This window comes from Nonomuraea sp. NPDC048826, from assembly GCF_043198225.1.
In the GTDB taxonomy this organism is placed as follows: Bacteria; Actinomycetota; Actinomycetes; order Streptosporangiales; family Streptosporangiaceae; genus Nonomuraea.
This window is the reverse complement of the sequence record NZ_JBICUQ010000006.1, coordinates 504,986-525,054: the sequence shown is the minus strand read 5'-3', so window position 1 is coordinate 525,054 and position 20,069 is coordinate 504,986. Positions and strand designations below refer to the sequence as shown.

General features: G+C 70.8%; 22 protein-coding genes. 15 read left to right on the top strand and 7 right to left on the bottom strand.

The annotated features are described in order from the left end of the window. The first annotated feature begins 9 nt into the window (after nucleotides 1-9). The 7 genes from ACGFI7_RS24210 (at nucleotide 10) to ACGFI7_RS24180 (ending at nucleotide 6,860) form a co-directional block, all read left to right on the top strand. Nucleotides 10-819, top strand: a complete 810-nt coding sequence (locus ACGFI7_RS24210) for a sugar phosphate isomerase/epimerase family protein (RefSeq protein ID WP_393408316.1) — start codon at nucleotides 10-12, stop codon at nucleotides 817-819. A gap of 11 nt (nucleotides 820-830) precedes the next feature. Next, the gene (locus tag ACGFI7_RS24205) at nucleotides 831-1,712 is read left to right on the top strand and encodes a class I SAM-dependent methyltransferase (protein WP_393408314.1); all 882 of its coding nucleotides are present in this window, start codon (nucleotides 831-833) and stop codon (nucleotides 1,710-1,712) included. 4 nt (nucleotides 1,713-1,716) lie between these two features. Further along, nucleotides 1,717-2,301, top strand: a complete 585-nt coding sequence (locus ACGFI7_RS24200; protein ID WP_393408311.1) for a TetR family transcriptional regulator — start codon at nucleotides 1,717-1,719, stop codon at nucleotides 2,299-2,301. 139 nt (nucleotides 2,302-2,440) lie between these two features. Beyond that, a complete protein-coding gene (locus ACGFI7_RS24195; RefSeq protein ID WP_393408309.1) occupies nucleotides 2,441-4,549 on the top strand; it encodes a (Fe-S)-binding protein in 2,109 nt (702 codons plus the stop codon). Between the two features lie 117 nt (nucleotides 4,550-4,666). Next, nucleotides 4,667-5,491 (top strand): hypothetical protein, encoded by an 825-nt coding sequence (locus ACGFI7_RS24190; RefSeq protein WP_393408306.1) that lies wholly within the window; start codon nucleotides 4,667-4,669, stop codon nucleotides 5,489-5,491. Then, nucleotides 5,488-6,549, top strand: coding sequence for a glycosyltransferase (locus ACGFI7_RS24185; protein ID WP_393408304.1), 1,062 nt, complete (start codon nucleotides 5,488-5,490; stop codon nucleotides 6,547-6,549). Before ACGFI7_RS24190 ends, ACGFI7_RS24185 begins: the two co-directional genes overlap by 4 nt. 29 nt (nucleotides 6,550-6,578) lie before the next feature. Then, nucleotides 6,579-6,860 (top strand): metal-sensitive transcriptional regulator, encoded by a 282-nt coding sequence (locus ACGFI7_RS24180; RefSeq protein ID WP_393408302.1) that lies wholly within the window; start codon nucleotides 6,579-6,581, stop codon nucleotides 6,858-6,860. A gap of 473 nt (nucleotides 6,861-7,333) precedes the next feature. Here the strand turns inward: ACGFI7_RS24180 and ACGFI7_RS24175 are convergent, their stop codons facing one another. After that, nucleotides 7,334-8,857: a hypothetical protein gene (locus ACGFI7_RS24175; RefSeq protein ID WP_393408300.1), complete on the bottom strand. Its 1,524-nt coding sequence runs from the start codon at nucleotides 8,855-8,857 to the stop codon at nucleotides 7,334-7,336. A gap of 62 nt (nucleotides 8,858-8,919) precedes the next feature. Here ACGFI7_RS24175 and ACGFI7_RS24170 point away from each other — a divergent pair, with 62 nt between their 5' ends. Beyond that, entirely contained in the window at nucleotides 8,920-9,822 is a 903-nt protein-coding gene (locus ACGFI7_RS24170) for a hypothetical protein (RefSeq protein WP_393408298.1), read from the top strand. Here ACGFI7_RS24170 and ACGFI7_RS24165 read toward each other — a convergent pair. Next, the gene (locus ACGFI7_RS24165; RefSeq protein WP_393408296.1) at nucleotides 9,794-10,315 is read right to left on the bottom strand and encodes a gamma carbonic anhydrase family protein; all 522 of its coding nucleotides are present in this window, start codon (nucleotides 10,313-10,315) and stop codon (nucleotides 9,794-9,796) included. The two genes, ACGFI7_RS24170 and ACGFI7_RS24165, sit on opposite strands and share 29 nt — an antisense overlap. A gap of 155 nt (nucleotides 10,316-10,470) precedes the next feature. Between ACGFI7_RS24165 and ACGFI7_RS24160 the strand changes: the two genes are divergently transcribed. Then, on the top strand, nucleotides 10,471-11,472 hold the full coding sequence (locus ACGFI7_RS24160) for a hypothetical protein (protein WP_393408294.1): 1,002 nt from the start codon (nucleotides 10,471-10,473) through the stop codon (nucleotides 11,470-11,472). Nucleotides 11,473-11,648: 176 nt separating this feature from the next. Here the strand turns inward: ACGFI7_RS24160 and ACGFI7_RS24155 are convergent, their stop codons facing one another. The 3 genes from ACGFI7_RS24155 to ACGFI7_RS24145 all read right to left on the bottom strand — a co-directional run bounded on the left by ACGFI7_RS24155 (nucleotide 11,649) and on the right by ACGFI7_RS24145 (nucleotide 13,461). Continuing rightward, nucleotides 11,649-11,888 carry a hypothetical protein gene (locus ACGFI7_RS24155; RefSeq protein WP_393408292.1) on the bottom strand — a complete coding sequence of 80 codons (240 nt, stop codon included), beginning with the start codon at nucleotides 11,886-11,888 and terminating at the stop codon, nucleotides 11,649-11,651. 124 nt (nucleotides 11,889-12,012) lie between these two features. Continuing rightward, complete coding sequence (locus ACGFI7_RS24150; protein WP_393408289.1) at nucleotides 12,013-12,765, bottom strand: GntR family transcriptional regulator; 753 nt, start codon at nucleotides 12,763-12,765, stop codon at nucleotides 12,013-12,015. Nucleotides 12,766-12,918: 153 nt separating this feature from the next. After that, nucleotides 12,919-13,461, bottom strand: coding sequence for a VanZ family protein (locus ACGFI7_RS24145; protein ID WP_393408287.1), 543 nt, complete (start codon nucleotides 13,459-13,461; stop codon nucleotides 12,919-12,921). Nucleotides 13,462-13,606: 145 nt separating this feature from the next. Between ACGFI7_RS24145 and ACGFI7_RS24140 the strand changes: the two genes are divergently transcribed. Genes ACGFI7_RS24140 through kynU form a run of 6 tightly spaced genes read left to right on the top strand, consistent with a single transcriptional unit; the run spans nucleotide 13,607 to nucleotide 18,645 of the window. Beyond that, nucleotides 13,607-14,404, top strand: coding sequence for a 2-keto-4-pentenoate hydratase (locus tag ACGFI7_RS24140; protein WP_393408284.1), 798 nt, complete (start codon nucleotides 13,607-13,609; stop codon nucleotides 14,402-14,404). Then, nucleotides 14,401-14,835, top strand: coding sequence for a RidA family protein (locus ACGFI7_RS24135; protein ID WP_393408282.1), 435 nt, complete (start codon nucleotides 14,401-14,403; stop codon nucleotides 14,833-14,835). Before ACGFI7_RS24140 ends, ACGFI7_RS24135 begins: the two co-directional genes overlap by 4 nt. Beyond that, on the top strand, nucleotides 14,832-15,347 hold the full coding sequence (locus ACGFI7_RS24130) for a 3-hydroxyanthranilate 3,4-dioxygenase (protein ID WP_393408279.1): 516 nt from the start codon (nucleotides 14,832-14,834) through the stop codon (nucleotides 15,345-15,347). Before ACGFI7_RS24135 ends, ACGFI7_RS24130 begins: the two co-directional genes overlap by 4 nt. Then, nucleotides 15,348-16,316 carry an amidohydrolase family protein gene (locus tag ACGFI7_RS24125; RefSeq protein ID WP_393408276.1) on the top strand — a complete coding sequence of 323 codons (969 nt, stop codon included), beginning with the start codon at nucleotides 15,348-15,350 and terminating at the stop codon, nucleotides 16,314-16,316. Nucleotides 16,317-16,328: 12 nt separating this feature from the next. Then, the gene (locus ACGFI7_RS24120; RefSeq protein WP_393408274.1) at nucleotides 16,329-17,444 is read left to right on the top strand and encodes an ABC transporter substrate-binding protein; all 1,116 of its coding nucleotides are present in this window, start codon (nucleotides 16,329-16,331) and stop codon (nucleotides 17,442-17,444) included. Between the two features lie 4 nt (nucleotides 17,445-17,448). Further along, the gene (gene kynU / locus ACGFI7_RS24115; RefSeq protein WP_393408271.1) at nucleotides 17,449-18,645 is read left to right on the top strand and encodes a kynureninase; all 1,197 of its coding nucleotides are present in this window, start codon (nucleotides 17,449-17,451) and stop codon (nucleotides 18,643-18,645) included. Here the strand turns inward: kynU and ACGFI7_RS24110 are convergent. Together ACGFI7_RS24110 and ACGFI7_RS24105 are read right to left on the bottom strand one after the other, a co-directional pair. Continuing rightward, a complete protein-coding gene (locus ACGFI7_RS24110) occupies nucleotides 18,638-19,015 on the bottom strand; it encodes an MmcQ/YjbR family DNA-binding protein (protein ID WP_393408268.1) in 378 nt (125 codons plus the stop codon). The two genes, kynU and ACGFI7_RS24110, sit on opposite strands and share 8 nt — an antisense overlap. Next, nucleotides 19,012-20,058, bottom strand: a complete 1,047-nt coding sequence (locus ACGFI7_RS24105; protein ID WP_393408266.1) for a DUF2293 domain-containing protein — start codon at nucleotides 20,056-20,058, stop codon at nucleotides 19,012-19,014. Before ACGFI7_RS24105 ends, ACGFI7_RS24110 begins: the two co-directional genes overlap by 4 nt. Between the last annotated feature and the right edge of the window lie 11 nt (nucleotides 20,059-20,069).

The window sequence follows — 20,069 nt, the reverse complement described above, 5'->3', positions numbered from 1 at the left end:
GCTGGCAACGTGGCTGATGTCATCCGCGTGCCCAATGCGAAGATCGCATTGTCCACCGCTTCGGTATATCCGGAACGCACGCCCGATGCGTTCGAGCTGGCGGCCCGTCTGGGCTACGACGGCGTCGAGATCATGGTCGGCGCCGACCCGGTGAGCCAGGACATCGACGTGATCGAGCGGCTCTCCGACCACTACGAGGTGCCCGTCCTCGCCATTCACGCGCCGTGCCTGCTCGTCACCCAGCGGGTGTGGGGGCGTGATCCGTGGGCCAAGCTGGTCCGCGCGCGCAAGGCGGCCGAGCGCCTCGGCGCCTCCGCTGTCGTGGTGCACCCGCCGTTCCGCTGGCAGCGTGACTACGCCCGCGATTTCGAGACCGGTCTGGCCCGCATGCGCGACGAGACCGACGTGATCTTCGCGGTCGAGAACATGTTCCCCCTCCGGGCCCGTGGCAACGACGTGGTCCCCTACTCACCCGATTGGAACCCCATCGACTACGACTTCCCGCACGTCACGCTCGACCTGTCGCACACCGCCGTGTCCGGGTCCGACGCCATGGACATGGCCGCCAAGCTCGGCGACCGGCTGGCGCACCTCCACCTGGCCGACGGCATGGGCGTGACCAACAAGGACGAGCACCTGGTGCCCGGCCGGGGCAACCAGCCGTGCGCGCCGATGCTGGAGCGCCTGGCCCGCAACGGCTACGACGGCCTGGTCGTCCTGGAGATCAACACCCGCAAGGCGGCCAGCCGCTCCGAGCGCATCGACGACCTCGCCGAGGCGCTCGCCTTCGCCCGCCTCTACCTGGCGGCCTCCCGATGAGCTCCGAGCACGTGCGTTCCGAACACGTGCGGCCCGAGCCGGCGCACCCCCACCAGGCGAGCTCCGGGCACGTACGGTCCGAGCACGCCCGGCCCGAGTCGGCGCGCCCCCACCAGGCGAGCTCCGGGCAGGTGCGTACGGGGCCGAGCCGGGAGCTCGGGCGGGTGTTCGACCGGGTGGCCGACGCCTATGACGCGGGCCGGCCCGGCTACCCCGACGAGCTCTACCACGCGCTGTCGGAGGTGTCCGGCGTGCCGTTGGACGGCGCCACGGCGGTCGACGTGGGGGCCGGCACCGGCCGGCTCGCGCACGCCCTGCGGGCGCGCGGCTCCCGGGTCGTGGCGGTCGATCCGGGCGCGGAGATGCTGGCCAGGCTGCGGGCCAAGGGCACGGCGGGGGTGGCCGCGGTGCGGGCCGACGGCAACGCGCTGCCGCTGGCCGGGCGCTCCGCCGATCTGGTGACGTACGGCCAGTCCTGGCACTGGCTCGACCCGGTGACCTCGATCGGTGAGGCCCGGCGGGTGCTGCGGCCCGGCGGGGCCATCGCCGCCTGCTGGAATCTCGCGCACGCGGCCCAGGCCGAGTGGCTGGCCGCCTACGAGGAGCGGCTCGCCAGGGCGTGTCCCACCTACTGGGGTCCGGCCACGGAGGAGTGGTCGGTGCCGCCGATCGCGGCGGCGTTCGAGGTGGTGGAGGAGCGCTGGATCCCGTGGACCCGCCTGGTCGGGATCGAGGACTTCCTGCTCGACCTGCGCTCCCACTCCTACATGGCGGCGCTGTCGCCGGAGGAGGCCGACGCGCTGGTGGAGCGGCAGCGGGCGGAGCTGACGAGGGAGTTCCCCGAGGGCGTGGTGTCGGTGCCCATGCGGGTCTACCTGGCGGTGGGCCGGTGAGGCGGTGAGCACCATCAAGCGGCGTCCCGGGCGGCGTCCCGGTTCGGCCGACACGCGCGGCGAGATCCTGGCGGCGGCCCGTAAGGTGTTCGCCGAGAAGGGCTTCGACAAGGCCACGGTGCGCGGCATCGCCAGGGAGGCGCAGGTCGACCCGGCGCTGGTGCACCACTACTTCTCCACCAAGGAGGGCATGTTCGCGGCGGCCATGCAGCTGCCGTTCTCGCCCGACCTGGTCTACTCCGTGGTGCTCGACGGCCCTCGTGAGGAGCTCGGCAGGCGACTGGTCACGATGATGCTGACGGTGACGAGCGAGCCGGAGACCCGCGAGCCGCTGGTCGCGCTGATCCGCTCGGCCATGACCCACGAGCAGGCGCGGACGATGTTCCGCGAGTTCATCACCAACGCCATGCTCTACCGGGTGGCCGACCGGCTCGGCATCCCGCACCTGCGGGTGGAGGCCGCGTTCGCGCAGATGTTCGGCGTGCTCATGGCTCGTTACGTGCTCCGGCTGGAGCCCATGGCGAGCGCCGGCCGCGAGGAGCTGGTGGAGCTGCTGGCGCCGACGATTCAGCGCTATCTCACAACGTAGAGCATTGTTCTGGAGTGACTCCGCCCCATAAGGTGAAACGCGGTTACCCTCTGGAAGTTACTCGCGGGTAGGATCCCGGAGGGGCCAGGTCAGCGCGGTGACCGTACGCTGGCAAGCCAACGTCGTTGTGGGAGGACCCGTGCTCTGGGTAGCCATCATCGGGCTCGTGATGACCGTCGTGGCGGTGGCCGTGGCGGGCCGCAGGGCTCTATTCCTGTTCAGACTCGCCACGGTGGGCCCGCCGGCCCCTGAGCGCGTCGAGTACGCCAAGGCCAACGCGGGAGCCGAGGCCAAGGCACAGCTGGTCGAGGTGTTCGGCCAGAAGAAGCTGCTGAAGTGGACGCCGTCCGGCGTGGCGCACTTCTTCGTCATGTGGGCGTTCTTCATCCTGCTGACCGTCTACATCGAGGCGTACGGCGCGATCATCCAGGGTGCGTTCACCGGCCGGCCGAACTTTCACATCCCGCTCATCGGGCAGTGGCCGGTCCTCGGGTTCCTGCAGGACTTCATCGCCGTCGCCTGTCTCCTCGGCCTGGTCGCCTTCGGGATCATCCGGGTGAAGAACTCGCCGAAGACGCTGGGCCGCAAGTCCCGGTTCTCCGGCTCCCACCTGGGCGGCGCGTGGCTCGTCCTGTTCATGATCTTCAACATCATCTGGACGCTCTTCCTGGCCAGGGGCGCGGCCTCGGCCAACGGCAACCTGCCCTACACCTCCGGCGCGTTCGTGTCGATCCCGCTGGGCGAGGTGCTGCCGCAGAGCGCCCTGCTGGAGGACATCGCGCTGCTCCTGCACATCGGCTTCATGCTGGTGTTCCTGGTCATCGTGGTGAACTCCAAGCACCTGCACATCTTCACCGCGCCGCTGAACGTGCTGTTCTCGCGGCGGCCCGACGGCATGGGCGCGGTGCCCGAGATGCGGGTCGACGGCAAGCCGGTCGACTTCGAGGACGAGGACCTCGACCCCGAGCGGCTGGGCCGGGGCAAGATCGGCGACACCACCTGGAAGGGCTTCCTCGACTTCTACTCCTGTACGGAGTGCGGCCGCTGCCAGTCGCAGTGCCCGGCCTGGAACACCGACAAGCCGCTGTCGCCGAAGATGCTCATCCTCGACCAGCGCGACCACGCCTTCGCCGTCGCCCCCTACCTCATGGCCGCCCAGAACGGCGGCGCCGAGCACAAGGACACCGACGTGCTCGCGCTGCTGGAGAAGCCGCTGGTCGGCGAGGACGGCGTGATCCACCCCGACGTGCTGTGGTCGTGCACCAACTGCGGCGCCTGCGTCGAGCAGTGCCCGGTCGACATCGAGCACATCGACCACATCATCGACATGCGCCGCTACCAGGTGATGGTCGAGTCGTCGTTCCCGTCCGAGGCGGGGGTGATGGTCAAGAACCTGGAGAACAAGGGCAACCCGTGGGGCATGTCCGAGATGAAGCGGGCCGACTGGATCGAGGAGCTCGACTTCGAGGTCCAGCTGATCGACGACAAGATGCCCGAGGACACCGAGTACCTGTTCTGGGTGGGCTGCGCCGGCGCGCTCGAGGACCGGGCCAAGAAGACCACCAAGGCCGTGGCGGAGCTGCTGCACATCGCCGGGGTGAAGTTCGCGGTGCTCGGCCCGATGGAGGCCTGCACCGGTGACCCGGCCCGCCGCCTGGGCATGGAGTATCTCTTCAACATGCTCGCCCAGCAGAACATCGAGACGCTGAACGAGGCGGGCGTCAAGAAGATCGTGGCCACCTGCCCCCACTGCTTCAACACCCTGGCCAACGAGTACCCGCAGCTCGGCGGCACCTTCGAGGTCGTGCACCACACCCAGCTGCTGGCCAAGCTGGTGGACGAGGGCAAGCTGACCCCGGTCACGCCGATCGAGGAGAAGATCACCTACCACGACCCGTGCTTCCTGGGCCGTCACAACAAGGTCTACTCCCAGCCCCGCGACATCATGGCGAAGGTGCCGGGCGTGCAGACCCAGGAGATGCACCGCCACAAGGACCGCGGGTTCTGCTGCGGCGCGGGCGGCGCCCGGATGTGGATGGAAGAGCGCATCGGCAAGCGCATCAACACCGAGCGGGTGGACGAGGCGCTGACCACGAATCCCGACACCGTTTCGACGGCGTGCCCGTTCTGCATGGTCATGCTGGGCGACGCGATCAATGAGAAGAAGAACAACGGTGAGGCCAAGGAGTCGCTCGAAGTCGTGGACGTCGCGCAGCTCCTGATCAAATCGGTCAAGACCCCTGCCTGACTCGGAAAGTGAAACTCCTCCACACGCCCGTGTGGAGGAGTTTCGCCGGTCAAGAGGGGTGATCCCGGGAAATCCGGCATCCACATAACGGGAAAATCACGGTAACCTCAACGTCGCATGGCTCTATTCGACGGGGAGGGGGTCGCGGTGAGCGTCGTGGTGACAGACGCGGAAGTCACCCTCGCCGATGTCCTCTCCCTGCGGCTGGCCATGGAGGAGCCGTTGAAGAGCGGCACCGAGCTGGTGCTGCGCCACCGCACCAGCGGCGTCGAGCGCGAGGTGACGCTCGGCACGCCCGGCGCCGTGGCCCGCGAGGCGACCGTCGCCGTGTCGCTGGCCCCGCTGCTGCTCACCGCCGGGCGCTGGGACACCTACCTGCGCCACGAGGGCAAGCGCAGCCGGCTGCGCAGCATCGACCCCGGCTTCTCGCTCGACCATCTCGACGCGTACGCGCTCTGCAAGCGCACCCTGGCCTACCGCTCCTACCGCACCCGCAACGGCTATCTCGCGCTGAAGATCGACGACGCGACGCCGGTGGCGGAGGTGCGCGCGGTCTGGTTCAGGGAGGGCCGCTTCGAGGTCACCGGCCTGCTCGCCTTCACCGGCCTGGAGGACGACGAGTCCCGCCACGAGGCCATGCTGGCGCTGCACCGCAGGCAGACGGGCGCCCGGGTGTCGGCCACCGCCACCGTGCAGGGCGTGCGCTTCCACGCCGCGGTCTCGCTGGTCGACGTGCTCGCCGCCGACCCCGAGGCCTCGGGTACGTGGGAGCCGTCGCTGGAGGTGGACGGGGTCGGCGAGCCGTTGCGGCTGGGCGGCTGGCTCGACGACGTCGACGGCAAGCGGCGGCGCCTGCAGTATCCGTCGGCCCGCGTCGACGGCGTGCCCATCCGGCCCTCCTACACGGCCGACGATGAGCTGCGCATCGAGGTGGGCGGGTGAAGGTCAGCTTCCTGCTCTCCTCCGCCTACGCCATGCGGGGGGACGTGCGCTCCATGCTCAACCTCGCCGGCGCGCTGGCCCAGCGGCACGAGGTCGAGGTGATCAGTCTGCGCAGGCACCGGGAGAAGCCGTTCTTCCCGGTCGCCGCGGACGTGGGGATGCGCTCGGTCGTCGACGCCCGTCCCGGCGTCAGGCGGCTGTTCCCGCAGGGTCAGGTCCGTACCGAGGTGGCGTTGTGGCGGGTGCTGCGCTCGCTCAAGTGCGACGTGCTCATCACCGCCAGGCCGGGTCTCAGCGTGCAGGTCGCCAGGCACGCCCCGCGCGAGACGCTGCGCATCGCCCGCGAGTGGGGCAGGCCCGCGGTCCCCGGGCCGGTCAAGAAGCTCTACCCGCGCCTGGACGCGGTCGTGGCGGCCACCGAGCCGGCCCGTGACGAGTGGGCCGGGCTGCTCGACTCCGGGCCGCCGGTGCACGCCATCCCCGACGCGCTGCCCGGCTCGCCGTGGCCGCGCTCGCGGATGGACAACCGCATCGTGGCGGCGGGCGGCCGGTGGGTGGCGGCCAAGTCGTACGACAGACTGATCCGCGCCTTCGCCCTCGTCTCCGCCGAGCGTCCCGACTGGCGGCTCAGGTTGTACGGGAGCGGCCCCGAGGAGCGGCGGCTGCGCGCCCTGGTCGACGAGCTGAGCCTGCACAACCACGTCTACTTCATGGGCACGACCCCCGACCTGACCGGCGAGTTCGCCAAGGCGTCCATCGTCGCCAACACCTCGCACGCCGCCGACCTCGGCATGACCGTGCTGGAGGCGATGGGCTGCGGGGTGCCGGTAGTGGCGTTCGAGGGCGCCCACGGGCCCGCCGAGTTCGTGGCCACCGGCTACAACGGGGTGCTGGTGCCGGAGGCCGACGAGCAGACGTTCGCCGGGGCCATGCTGGCGCTCATCGGCGACGAGCGCAGGCGGCGCTCGCTGGCCGCCGGGGCGCTCGACACCGCCATCCGCCACGCCGCCGACGAGGTGGGCGAGCAGTGGGAGAAGCTGTTCGCCGGACTCCGCTGAGTGATACCGGTAGCGGGTATGTTGGAAGCATGCATGGGTACAGCGGAGACAAGCAGGCTTATCTCACCCGGCTCAGGCGGATCGAGGGGCAGATCCGGGGCCTGCAGCGCATGGTCGAGGACGACGCCTACTGCATCGACGTGCTCACCCAGGTCTCCGCGGCCACCCGGGCGTTGCAGGCGGTGGCGCTGGGGCTCCTGGAGGAGCACATCTCCCACTGCGTGGCCGACGCCATCGCCACCGGTGGCCCCGAGGCCGACGCGAAGGTCAAGGAGGCCTCGGCCGCCATCGCGCGTCTCGTCCGCTCGTAGGAGGACACCCCCCGGGAGGACTAGTCATCGTGAGTCACCCCGGACATGACATGTCCCGGACCCCTGAGGAGTCCGGGACCAAGTCATGTGATCGTCTTCAGCGACTCGCCGAAGTCCGCAATCCGAGCGCGTCGTCGAGCTCGTCCAAGGTCAGCCGCCGCTCGCTGATAGCGACGGCGGTGAGCACCTCGGCGTAAAGCGCAATCTCGTCCAACGCGACACGGTCATGGACCCGAGTGTCCAAGTCTTCGTGCCCCACCGCGTCGTCCTTCCTTCCGCAGCCCACACCCTCTTCGAGGTTACGGCGCGGGCCCTTCCGGCGACATGGCCCATCGGAGTCATTCCTTTCGTCGCCTCTGAGGCCCCAGGAGGATCATTTCCCCGAGTAGAGATCACAATTCAGCTAATAACGCGTGATCTTAAGTGTTAGAACGATATAGGCGGAGTTAGGGTGAAATAGCGGCATTAGTGGTTTACGTGGGACCACAGGGGTCATCGCGTTCCGTGATCAACCGGCGCACCAGCGCCGCCGACCCCGCGAACCCCCGCTCCGGCACCCGCGCCCCGGTGATCCGTTGCCAGGCCAGCCCTACCGCGTACGCCGCTCCCAGCACCGCGGCCGTGCTGTCACGGTCGGGCGGCATCAGGCCGGTGCCCGCCTCGTCGCGCACATGAGTGAACCCGCCGCGCTGGTCGAGCAGCGCGATTCCCGGCAGCCCGAGCCGCCCCTCCCCGGTGCCGTCCGAAGTCGTGCCCGAAATGTGACCTGTACTCAACTTATTGGGCCCCGTAAAGCCGCCCGTTCGTGTATCGGGCCCCCCGGGCGCGGGAAGCGGCCCGCTAAAGGAACCGGTATGCGGGTATTGATCGGAATACGACGCCGCGGGCCGCACCGGAAAACCCTCGGGCTCGGTGTGCTCGCCCGCCGCCGTGCTCGTCAGCCCCGCCCGCAGCAGCTCCTCGTACGCGTGCCGGAGCCGGTGGTCGAGCCGGGGCGGCAGCTTCCCCTTGGAGTCGGACAGGTCGGCGAGGTAGGCGGCGGCGGCCCGGGGCGGGTCGGGGGTGTAGGCCAGCGCCTCGACGAGGTCGTAGACCGTGTGCGCCAGGTGGGCCTCCGGGTCGGTCTCCACCATCACCGCCCGGGCCAGCCGCGGCGGGCAGCGGCGCAGCCAGGCCGCACGCAGCTCCTCGTCGCCGCGCGCGGCCGCCTCGTCGTCCAGGCCGGGCTTCCTGAGCGCGGGCTCCACCATGGTGAGCAGCGCCAGCGCCCGCGGCCTGAACCGGGTGTCGGACAGCAGGAGGTGCGCGGTGTCGGCGATCAGCGCGGCCAGGCGCAGGGAGGTGCGCGGATGACCGGCCCGCTGCCGCTCGGCGACCAGCGTGACCAGGCCCGACAGCGGCGGCGCGGGCAGCCAGCGCACCCACTCGTCGCCCGGCAGCGACCGGCGCAGGAACTCGCCGAACATGGTGATCAGCCGCTCGTTGCCGTCGAAGGCGGGCGCGTAGGCGCACCACATGATCGTGCCCCAGATCGCGGCGACCGTGCTCGGCACGTCGGCGGCGAAGATGTCGTCGAAGGCGGCGAGCGGGTAGTCCAGCTCGCTCTTGCGGCAGTTGGCCCGCAGCACCTCGCTGATCTGCTCGCAGAGCCGCCGCGGCACGTCGGGGCCGACGAAGGCCTGGGTGGAGCCCGGCTCGGCGGCGAAGTCGGGACCACGCGGGACCACCGGCTCGGGCAGCGCCGCCGCGGAGTGGCCCACCTGACGGGCTCGCACCCGCCGGGGCGGCGGCGCCGGGTGCCAGCGGCCGTCGGCCGGGTCGTGCAGGTGCCAGCGCGCGTGCGCGCCGAACAGCCACCGGTCGCCGTCACGGGTCACGAGGGTCCTGGCGGCGATCGCGTGCGCGCGGGTGTGGTCGGGCAGCTCCTGCCAGCGCGGGTCCTCGACCATCGCGCGGATCTCGGCCTCGGCGGCGTTGAACGCATTCCAGGGGCGCACGGCGGCCATCGTAGTAGCCCGTCCGCAACCGGCAGGTGGCAGTACACGGCAGAATGTCCGCTATGAGGGCGAGACTGGCGGGCATGATGGCGGTCGTGGGCGTGGTGAGCGCGTGCGGGACGGTGACGGCGGCCCAGCAACCGCTGGAAGGCCCCGGTGTGCTCACCCTCGACAAGGCCCAGCCGCCCACGCCGGGCGGTGAGGTGGGCGGCGCCTCCACCGAGTTCGCCACCGCCAAGGACCTGTCGATGTGGCTCAAGCTCAGCGAGAAGGAGAAGGACGTCGACCGCCTCGCCAAGCTCGACGCCGACAAGACCGCCAAGGGCGCCCTCTACCTGGAGCCCAGGACCTCCGCCTGGTTCGACGGCTTCCGGGGCCCGTTCGTCTACCAGGACCTGGCGGGCGACATCGTCATGCACGCCCGGGTGAAGGTCGAGGGCAAGGCGGGAGGCAGGCCCACCCGCAAGTTCTCGCTCGGAGGGCTGATGGCCCGGGTGCCCGGCTCGTACGACAACCCCAACTGGGTGTCGATCACCACCGGCATGACCGACAAGGCCGGCCGGGTGGAGTCGAAGTACACCCTGGACGGCAGCTCCAAACCCAAGGAAGTGGCCGCCAAGAGCGGCTGGGTCGAGTTCGTGCTGGCCCGGGTGGGCAGGGTGTGCGCCGCTCTCTACAAGGAGGAGGGCGGCGAGTGGAAGGTGGCCGCCCGCTGGCCGACCGAGTTTCCGGAGGTGCTCCAGTGGGGCGTGACCGCGTACTCCGACTGGGACAGCTACGCCACGCTCAAGAAGGACCACGTCAAGGGCAACGCCAAGCTGATCAGGGGCCGCCCCGACCTGAAGATGACCGTCGACTACGTCAGGTTCCTCAGGCCGGAGCTCCCCGATTACGCCGACCCGCTGAACACCGCGTCGGTCTCCGACGAGGTGCTGATCAAAGTGCTGACGCCCGCCGATGCCTGAGCGCGGCCGCCATGTAGGTGTCCGGCGTACGGGCGAAGGACGCCCGGTCGTCGTCGGTCAGCTCACGCACGATCTTTCCCGGCACCCCGGCCACCAGCACCCCGGCCGGGATCTTCTTGCCGGGCCCGATCAGCGCGCCGGCCGCGACGAGCGTGCCCGCCCCCACGTGGGCGCCCCCCAGCACGATCGCGCCGATGCCGATCAGCGCCCCCGACTCCACGTGGGCGCCGTGCACCATGGCCTTGTGGCCCAGGCTCACCCGCGGCTCCAGGACGGCCGGCTCGCCGGGATCGGCGTGCAGGCAGCACAGGTCCTGGATGTTGCACTCCTCACCGATCTCGATGCGCTCGCTGTCCGCCCTGAGGACGGACCCGTACCAGATGCTCGACGCCCGGCCTATCGAGACCCTGCCGACCACGACGGCGCCAGGGGCGACGTACGCGTCCGGGTGGATCTCCGGGACCGCCCCGTCGTCCAATGCAGCGATGTACATCCCACCCATCGTAATTCCCGCCTTTCCCGGCCCGGCTCCGGCATTCCGGTTGCGGGTGTGGGCAGTTGGCAGGAAAGTCGATTACTGACGTCTCGTCGTCAGACCCTCACAATCCGCAGTTTCCCCCGCCTCACGCGAACGTATAGGTAATCCCCATGACACACGGGCACGACAGCATTCCCGACCTGATGCAGGAAGACACCTTCGAAGTCGCCATGCGCGGCTACAACCGCCGCCAGGTGCACGACTACATGGCCAGGACCCGCAACCAGATCAGGGATCTGGAGGAGCGGCTGGCGCGGGCGATCGACCAGGCCGAGCAGAGCCGCATCGAGCTCGTGGAGGCCAGGCGGCAGATCGCCGAGGTGCCCCAGAACTTCAACCCGAGCACCCGGCTGGAGCAGATTCTCAAGCTGGGCCAGGAGGAGGCCTCCGCCCTGCGGGAGGAGGCCGAGGCCGAGAGCACCGCGCTGCGTGAGTCCGCCAAGGCCGAGTCGGACCGGCTGCTGACCTCCGCCCGCGAGACCGCCGACAAGATCCTGACCTCCGCGCAGGCGGAGGCGGAGCGGCGGGTGGGCGAGGCGACCGAGGCCGCCGAGCGCATGCTGGAGCAGGCCGGCGCCGACGCCGAGGAGGCCCGCACGACCGCCCGCGCCGAGGCCGACAACAGGCTGCGCCAGGCGCAGGCCGAGTCGGAGCGCATGGTCACCTCGGCCCGTGAGGAGTCCGAGCGGCTGGTCTCGACCGCGACGGCCGAGTCGGAGCAGGCCCTGGCCCAGGCGCGGGCGGAGGCGGAGCGGACCGTCGCCGCGGCCCACGCCGAGGCGGAGGCGGCGCTGACGGCGGCCCAGCAGCGGGTGGCCGCGCTCGACGAGCACGCGGGCCGCAGGGTCGACTACCTGAGCAACACCCACAACGAGGTGGTGCGCAGGCTGAACGAGGTCAACTCGGTGCTGAGCGACCTGATGCGCAAGGAGGCCGGCGCGGGCCCGCTGGTGCCGGAGGCGATCGCGCCGCCCGCGAAGCAGCCCCAGCTGCCCAGCGGCAAGGACGAGGACGACGACGTCCGGGTCATCGTCGAGGATGACGAGCCGCGCGAAGAGCGGTCGGCGGACGACACGGACGTCAACCTGGGCCGCCTGGAGCTGCGGAAGTAACGGACGTCGACCCGGGACGCCCGGGACTGCGGAAGCAACGGGTGGAAGCCTCCGCCCCCGATCGGGTCGGAGGCTTCCACGCTGCCCCCTCTTGGTGGCCCGGTGCCGGGGCCGCCGAGACGCAGGACCCGGCACCGGGCGGATCGTGGTGGCGGCGGGCGAGGCGGCCCGCCGCGTCACGGAGGGGCGGGGCCGGGCCGCCGCTCGGGCTCGCCCGCCCGCCTCTCCTGGTCCCGAAGCTGCTCGCGCAGGTCGTCGGGGTCGTCCGCGTCGATGGTCATCGCACAGCCGGCGTCGCGCTGCACGGCGCTGAGCGGGTGGTGGCGGGTGGCCCACCAGCGCCCGGCGTCGCTTCGCCAGATGGTCCACTGCGGGAACTCCCGGGCGATCTCAGCGAGATGCCGATCAAAGGCCATCTGATCAAACCTTCCGAGAGCCCCCTGCGCGAGGTCCATCCGCTTTCGAGGGTGCGCCACCTCTCTAGAGAACGCAATGATCGCAGGGGACAGGTCAACCTATCGCTTGACAAGAGGGCTTGATTCAGGCGTCGAAGTCGTACTGGAGTACGTATGCTGCGGCGTCCAGAACCATCTCGTTGACCTCCACGGGCGACCCTTCGGTGAGGTAGGCGGTGCGGTCGACGACGATGACGGGGGTGCCCGCGGGCAGGCCGAGCAGGGCGATCTCGCGGGGGCTGGGCATGCGGGCGCGGACCTCCTCGGTGAAGTGGACCGGGGGCAGGTCGAGGTCGCCCAGTCTCGCGTAGACGCCGCCGGGGCCGGTGTCGGGCTGGGTGATCGGGCTGCCCTCGACGAGCCTCGCGGGGAAGTAGGAGGTGGCCAGCTGGACGGGCCTGGAATCGACGAGGTAGCGGCGCCTGCGCACCCAGACGTCCGGGGTGCCGAGCACGTTCGCCACCTCGTCGGGGGCCTGTTCGCGGGCCACCTCGACCTGGTCGACGGTGAAGGGGCGGCCGCGGGTGTCGGCGTCCCAGATCGATCGGCCTTCGCCCCACTGCCGGCGCGCCAGCCGGCGGGAGCCGTGCCTGCGGATGGGTTTGAACAGTCGCACGTAGACCCCCGAGCCTCGCTTCGGCACCGCCAGACCTTCGTTGATCAGAACCGCGAGGGCCTGCCTGGCCGTGGCCCGTGCGATCGTGTACTCGGCCATGAGAGCGTTCTCGCCTGGTAGCCGGTCCCCGTCGCGCAGGTCGCCGGAGAGGATCCGGTCGCGGAGTGCGTCGGCGATCTGGCGGTAAATAGGAGGTTCGTGGGGTACCGGGGATTCAGACACAGTTCGATCACCCTCTGTCACCAACCGGGTTTGGCGTCTCCAGAGAACTTGCCCCGTCTTGTCCACGATCGCACAGATACAGAGGTTGGTCGCGTGTCTCTTTTTGAGCGCTGTGTGCCTGTGTGGTGACATCGACCGGCTTTTGTGCAGCCGTTACCTCAGAACAGAGCTGTCCGTTTCGGCTCGTGCCCACCAGCGGCGCGTAATCAGCGCGGCCGCCGCCGCACCGGCCGTGTTGATCAGCACGTCGTCCACGGACGAGAACCTGCCGAGCCGCAGGGCGTACTGGAGGGTCTCCACGAGCACCGACGCGGCCGCCGCGACGGCGGCCACGCGGGCCGGCGAGGCCAGCCGGGCGGAGCGGACCGGAAGCAGCGCGCCGAGCGCGGCGAACACCAGCAGATTGCCTCCGACCTGCACGAACGCCGTCTCCCACGAGGCTTCGAGCACCTCGGCGAGGTCGCGGAACGGGATCAGGCTGACGCCTTCCTGGCCGCTTCCCGGGGTGAGGATCATCCAGAGCCAGGGCGCGGTGCCGACCACGATCCCGACGTCGGCCAGCGCGGTGCGCAGGGGCGCGGGGTGCCCGCGGCGGGCCCGGCGGCGTGACAGCAGCAGGACGGCCAGGGCCGCGAGGGGAAGGGCAAAGGTACCAGCAATAATGACGTTTCCCCATAATTCCCACGTGCGCGCCACCGGACCATGATGTCCGCAGCCGACGGCTACGGGAAGATGACCCTCAAGACAGGTCGCCGGTGGGCAGCATCAGCGACATGGCGCGCGGCGGCGTCGCGAGAGACGATGCTAAGAGGCACGATCACGATCAAGCGGGAGTTACCCGATGCAGGATGAATGGGCGCAGGCGGTCGACGGGCGAACCCACGCGGCCGACCGGTTGGCGGAGGCGGCGCGGTCGGGCAAACCGTGCGAGCCCGTCCGTGACGTGGTCGGCTCCGCGCAGGAGGCGTACGCCGTCCAGGAGATCAACACACGCAGGGCGCTGGACCAGGGGCGCCGGCTGGTGGGCCGCAAGATCGGCCTGACCAATCAGGAGGCGCGGGAGCGGCTCGGCATCGACCAGCCTGATTACGGCATGCTCTTCGCGGACATGGCCTGCCTCGACGGGCTGCCCATCTCCCTCTCCCGCTTCCTGCAGCCCAAGGTCGAGGCGGAGATCGCCCTCGTGCTGGGCGCCGACCTGGTGGGCGGGCCGTTCACGGTGGCCGAGGTGATCAGGGCGGTCGACTTCGTGCTCCCGGCCATCGAGATCGCCGACTCGCGCATCGCCGAGTGGGACATCACGCTCGTCGACACCGTCGCCGACAACGCCTCGGCCGGCGCGTTCGTGCTGGGCAACACGCCCGCCCCGCTGATCGGCTCCGACCTGCGGCTGGCCGGCATGCGCATGACCCGCGCGGGCGCGGAGGTCTCCGCCGGCGCGGGCGCGGCCTGCATGGGCCACCCGCTCAACGCGGCCGTCTGGCTCGCCGGGGCGCTCGGCGAGACGCCCTACCCGCTGCGGGCCGGCGACGTCGTGCTGACCGGGGCGCTCGGGCCGGTGGTCCCCGCCGAGCCGGGCGACGCGTTCGAGGCCCACATCGACGGGCTGGGCTCCGTCCGGGCGGTGTTCTCCCGGTGACGCGCGATCGCGGCCAGGCGCTGCGGGTCAAGGGCAAGGCGACGCCGCGCGGGCGGTTCCCGCACGTACGCAGGGCCGGTGACTTCCTGTACGTCTCCGGCACCAGTTCCAGAAGGCCGGACAACACCTTCGTCGGCGCGGAGGCCGACGAGATGGGCGTCACGGACCTCGACATCCGCGCCCAGACCAGAGCCGTCATCGAGAACATCGGCGACATACTCAAGGCCGCCGGCGGCTCGCTGGCCGACCTGGTCCAGATCACCGCCTATCTGGTCAACATGAACGACTACAAGGGCTACAACGAGGTCTACGCCGAGTTCTTCGACGAAGAGGGGCCGACCAGGACCACCGTGGCCGTTCACCAGCTTCCGCACCCCCACCTGCTGATCGAGATGCAGGCTGTCGCCTATCACCCCCTGGAGAGATCATGATCCCCCCGATCGACTTCACGAAGTGGATCGACGAGCACGCCCATCTGCTCAAGCCGCCGGTCGGCAACAAGGTGGTCTTCGAGCAGGCCGAGGACTTCATCGTCATGGTGGTCGGCGGACCCAACGCGCGCACCGACTACCACGTCGACCCGTACGAGGAGCTCTTCTACCAGATCCGCGGCAACATGCACGTCAACGTGATCACCGACAAGGGGCCGGAGACCGTGCACATCGGGGAGGGGCAGATGTGGCTGCTGCCGCCGTCCATGCCGCACTCCCCGCAGCGGCCCGAGGCGGGCTCGGTCGGGCTGGTGGTGGAGCGGATCCGGCCCGAGGGCACGCTGGAGCGGTTCCAGTGGTACTGCGAGCAGTGCGGCTCGCTCGTCCACGAGGTCGAGCTGCAGGTACGCGACATCGTCAAGGACCTGCCGCCGGTGTTCAACGCGTTCTACACCGACGAGAAGGCGCGCACCTGCGCGAACTGCGGCGCGCTCCACCCGGGCAAGGGCTGAATGATCACTGACGTACACACGCATCACGTGCCCAGGGGCTGGCCCGACCTGGGCTGGCCCGGCGCGCCCAGCCTGCGGGTGGAGTCCGAGCGGGAGGCGGTCATCCTGGTCGGCGGGGCCGACTTCCGCCGGATCCGCCACGAGTGCTGGGACCCGAAGGTACGGCTGGAGGCGATGGACCGCGACGGGGTGGACCGTCAGGTGGTCTCGCCGACGCCGGTGTTCTTCGGCTACGACCGGCCGGCCGCCGAGGGCGTGCGGATCGCCAGGGTCTTCAACGACCTGGCCCTGGAGCTCTGCGACGGCGACCGGCTCCTCCCGTTCTGCCAGGTGCCGCTGCAGGATTCCGACCTGGCCTGCGAGGAACTGGACCGGTGCCTGGCCAACGGGCACCGGGGCGTGGAGATCGGCAACCACGCCGGCGACCGCGACCTGGACGACGACGGGATCGTGCGCTTCCTGTCCCACTGCGCCGACCGGGGCGCGCCGGTGTTCGTGCACCCCTGGGACATGCCGTCCGGCCCTCGGCTGGACCGGTGGATGGCGCAGTGGCTGGTGGGCATGCCGGCCGAGACCCACCTGTCGATCCTGGCGATGATCCTCGGCGGCGTGTTCGACCGGGTCCCCGAGACGTTGCGCATCTGCTTCGCGCACGGCGGCGGGTCGTTCGCGTTCTGGCTGGGCCGGGTGGAGAACGCCTGGCACCGCAGGAAGGACGTGATCGGCGTCTCGGAGCGGCCGCCGTCCGGCTATCTCGGCAGGTTCAGCGTCGACTCGGTGGTCTTCGACGAGCGCGCGCTGCGCCTGCTCGTCGACACCTTCGGCGAGGACCACGTCATGCTCGGCTCCGACTATCCGTACCCGCTGGGCGAGTCGCCCGCGGGCGAGCTGATCAGGACGGCCGGGTTCCTCACCGACGCGGCGCGGGCCAAGCTGCTGCGCCACAACGCCGAGGCGTTCCTGGGCTGAGGGGAGCTCACCATGCGGTTACCACCCGTCGTCGGGCTGGTGGTGCTGATGGCGGCGGGCTGCGGCGGCGGGGCCGCGCCGCAGCCCCCGCAGCACCAGGACGGCGAGGTCCGGGTGGGTGTGATCGTCTCCGAGACCGGTGTGTACGCCATGCTCGGCGACGAGATGGAGCAGGCCATGCGCCTGTATCTGGAGGAGAGCGGCGGAGAGCTGGGCGGCAGGCCCGCCCGGCTGTTCGTGGCCGACGACGGCGGCACCGCCGAGCGGGGCAGGCGGGCCGCCAGGCAGCTCATCGAGCGCGACCGGGTGGACGTGATCACCGGCCTGCTGGCCTCGCCGGTCGCCGAGGCGGTGGTGGACGAGGCCCGCGGCACCCCGGTCGTGGTGGCCAACGCGGGCGCCGACGGGCTGGCCGGGCCGGGCGTGTTCCGGGTGTCGTTCACCAACCACGAGCACGGGCACGCCGCGGGCCGATACGCCGCCGCGACTCACGGCCGCCGGCCCGCCGTGCTGATGGCCTCCGACTACTCGGCCGGCGTGGAGACCCTGGACGGCTTCGAGGAGGGGTACGGCGCGGGCAAGCTGGAACGCGTTCTCACCCCGTACGGGAAGACGCCGGACCTGGCGCCGTACCTCGCGCGGATCCCGCCGGAGGCGGAGCTGTTGTACGCGTTCTACGCGGGCGGCGAGGCGGTCACCTTCGCCAAGGCGTTCAAGCAGCTCGGCTACGACACCAAGATCGACCTGCTGACCTGCCAGAACCTCACGGACGAGGACGTGCTCGCGGCCGTCGGGCCGGACGCGGAGGGCATCGTCAGCGTCGGGCTGTACGCGCCGGGGCTGGAGAACCCGGAGAACACCGCGTTCGTGTCGAAGTGGCAGACGCGGACCGGTCAGAACCCCTCGGTGGTGGCCGTGCAGAGCTGGGACGCCATGCGCCTGGTCGACCGGGCCGCCGCGCGGGGGCCCGACCTGATGACCGGGCTGGGCGAGGTCGGCGAGTTACCCAGCCCGCGCGGGGAGCTGCGGCTGGACCCGGCGACACACGACCCGGTGCAGAACTGGTATGCCCGGCGGTACCAAAATGGTACAAATCGGGTTATCGCCACCATTCCTCCAAAGGAGTGACCAGTTGCTGGATCGTGACCGCTGCCTCGCCCTGGACGCCGAGGATCCCCTGGCAGAGTTCAGGGACGAGTTCGTGCTCCCCGAAGGCGTCGTCTACCTTGTGGGCAACTCGCTCGGCGCGATGCCGCGCCGCGCCCCCGAACGGGTCCGCCGGGCGGTGCAGGACGAATGGGGCGGCATGCTCGTCGGCGGCTGGAACACCGCGGGCTGGTACGAGCAGCCGCTGACCACCGGCGACCGGATCGCGCCGCTCATCGGGGCCGGGCCCGGCCAGGTCGTGGTGGGCAACACCACCTCGATCGCGATCCACCAGGCCGTCTCGGCGGCGGCGCGGCTGCGCCCCGACCGGCGGGTCATCGTCTCCGACGCGCGCAACTTCCCGACCGACCACTACATGATCCAGGGGCTGGCCGAGACGCTCGGCGGCTACGAGGTGCGCGACGTCTCCGAGGGCCGGTTCGACGACGCGGCGGCGGTGCTGCTGTCGGAGGTCGACTACCGCACCAGCGAGCGCTACGACGTGACCGAGATGACCGCCCGCGTCCAGGCGGCCGGGGCGCTCATGATCTGGGACGTCTGCCACAGCGTCGGCGCCATGCCCGTGGACGTGTCGGCCGCCGACTTCGCGGTCGGGTGCACGTACAAATTCCTCAACGGCGGACCGGGCTCACCGGCCTTCCTGTATGTGAACCCGCGTCACCAGGGCGACGCCGTGAACGTGCTGTCGGGCTGGTACGGCCACGCCGAGCCGTTCGCGTTCGAGGCCGGTTACCGGCCGGCCCACGGGGTCAGGCGGTTCGCGGTGAGCACGCCGCACGTGCTGTCGTTCGCCGCGCTGGAGGCCGCGCTGGACGTGTGGGAGCGGGTGCCGCTGCACCTGCTGCGGGCCAAGAGCGTGGCCCTCGGCGAGCTCTTCGTCGAGCTGGTCGGCGACGCGCTGAAGCTGGCCTCGCCCGCCGACCCCGACCGGCGCGGCAGCCACGTCGCCTTCCGCCACCCCGAGGGGTATCAGGTGATGCGGGCGCTCATCGACCGGGGTGTGCACGGCGACTTCCGGGCGCCCGACATCCTGCGGTTCGGGCTGGCCCCGCTCTACATCCGCTACGTGGACGTCCACGACGCGGCGCGGACCCTGCTGGAGGTGCTGGACAAGGAGCTGTGGCGGGACGAGAAGTACGCCCGCCGGCTCGCCGTCACGTGACCCGGCCGTCCAGCTCCTTGACCGCCCGCTTCGGGGCGATGGCCCGGTAGCTCTCCTCGACCCAGTCGATCAGCACCTCCGACGGGGGCAGCGGCGACTCCAGCGGCACTGTCACCCACCCGGACTTGCCGAGGCCGTAACCGCTGGGCCGCGCCCCCTCGACGGTGAGCGCGTGGCCGTGCGCCTCCGACAGCAGCTTCACCCCGAACGTCGGCCGCCACCGGTCGGTGGGCTCCTCCACGCCGAGGAACAGAAAGATCTTCTTGCCGACCTTGACGACGGTGTCGCCCCAGGGGTGGTCCTCCCACGCCTCCGGCAGGCCGAGCGCGAACGCGCGCAACTCCTCCCGGACGTCGTGCCACTCACTCATCGCGACCCCGTCCTGAACTCCGTCAGCTTTCGTTCGATGTCGTCCCGGATCCGCTCGCGCGCCTCCATCCGGGGCACCCCCGCCATCAGCATGCCGTCATAGCCGGTGTCCTGGTGGCGGATCGACGCGATCACCGCCAGCGTGATCGCGTTCTCGTCCAGCGCCCTGGCCGCGGCCGTGCGGCCGACCCGGCCGCTGCCGCGCAGACCGGCGTGCTCGGCGATGGACCGGGCCCGCTCCGGCGGGCAGCCGGGGAACAGCCTGGCGATCTCGGCCGCCATCCGGCCCTGGTAGACGACGTCCTGCTCGGCCCGGCGCTCCCGGTCGCGGTCGCGGCGGCGCGAGCGCGCCTCCTCGTCGGCCAGGCACCGCTCCTCGGCCCTGCCCAGCGCCTCCTCCTCCACCAGCAGCCCCCGGCGCTGGTAGACCTTGCGCCGCCGGTCGAACCGGACCACCACCGCCGCCAGCCCGCTCTCCTGCTTGGCCCGGCGGCTCAGCGCCGCGTCGCCCGACGGCAGGAACACCAGATGATCCATGTCGGCGCAGGTCAGGCAGTGCGGCCGGTCGTCCTCCATGATCAGGTACGGACCGGTGTCGGCGCAGCCGGCACACGTCCACGCCTCCAGCGGCTCGACCACGACCAGGTCCGGCGGCTTGGCCTGCCGCTGGGTGATCCGCCGCACCCGCGCCTCGCTCAGGTCGGGCGACAGCCAGTGGACCGTGAACGGCTCCTGCTCGGGATGCGCGGTGAAGCGCAGCGGGCGGCGGTCGCGGCTGCCCGACACGTACGGCGCCGGCATCGGCCGCAGCCCCTTGGCCCGCGCCCAGTCGCCCAGCAGCGCGGCCGTGGTCAGCAGCCGGTCGGCGTCGACCGCGGCCAGCTCGGCGAGCGTGGCCGCCCGGCCCTGCCGCCAGAGGTCGACGTGCCGCGTGTGCAGCCAGCGCAACCCCGTCACCACGTCGATGAACGTCACGTAGCGGTGGTCGGCCAGTGCGACCTCGGCGGCCTGGGCGACCCTGCGGGCCAGGTTCGGCTTGCTCACGCCCTTCAGTG

Excerpts from the sequence above, each read along its gene's own strand:
- ACGFI7_RS24190 (WP_393408306.1), top strand. The coding sequence starts at position 4,667 with ATGGCTCTATTCGACGGGGAGGGGGTCGCGGTGAGCGTCGTGGTGACA.
- ACGFI7_RS24180 (WP_393408302.1), top strand. The coding sequence starts at position 6,579 with ATGCATGGGTACAGCGGAGACAAGCAGGCTTATCTCACCCGGCTCAGG.
- ACGFI7_RS24170 (WP_393408298.1), top strand. The coding sequence starts at position 8,920 with ATGAGGGCGAGACTGGCGGGCATGATGGCGGTCGTGGGCGTGGTGAGC.
- ACGFI7_RS24165 (WP_393408296.1), bottom strand. The coding sequence starts at position 10,315 with ATGTACATCGCTGCATTGGACGACGGGGCGGTCCCGGAGATCCACCCG.
- ACGFI7_RS24160 (WP_393408294.1), top strand. The coding sequence starts at position 10,471 with ATGACACACGGGCACGACAGCATTCCCGACCTGATGCAGGAAGACACC.
- ACGFI7_RS24155 (WP_393408292.1), bottom strand. The coding sequence starts at position 11,888 with ATGGCCTTTGATCGGCATCTCGCTGAGATCGCCCGGGAGTTCCCGCAG.
- ACGFI7_RS24140 (WP_393408284.1), top strand. The coding sequence starts at position 13,607 with ATGCAGGATGAATGGGCGCAGGCGGTCGACGGGCGAACCCACGCGGCC.
- ACGFI7_RS24130 (WP_393408279.1), top strand. The coding sequence starts at position 14,832 with ATGATCCCCCCGATCGACTTCACGAAGTGGATCGACGAGCACGCCCAT.
- ACGFI7_RS24125 (WP_393408276.1), top strand. The coding sequence starts at position 15,348 with ATGATCACTGACGTACACACGCATCACGTGCCCAGGGGCTGGCCCGAC.
- ACGFI7_RS24120 (WP_393408274.1), top strand. The coding sequence starts at position 16,329 with ATGCGGTTACCACCCGTCGTCGGGCTGGTGGTGCTGATGGCGGCGGGC.
- ACGFI7_RS24110 (WP_393408268.1), bottom strand. The coding sequence starts at position 19,015 with ATGAGTGAGTGGCACGACGTCCGGGAGGAGTTGCGCGCGTTCGCGCTC.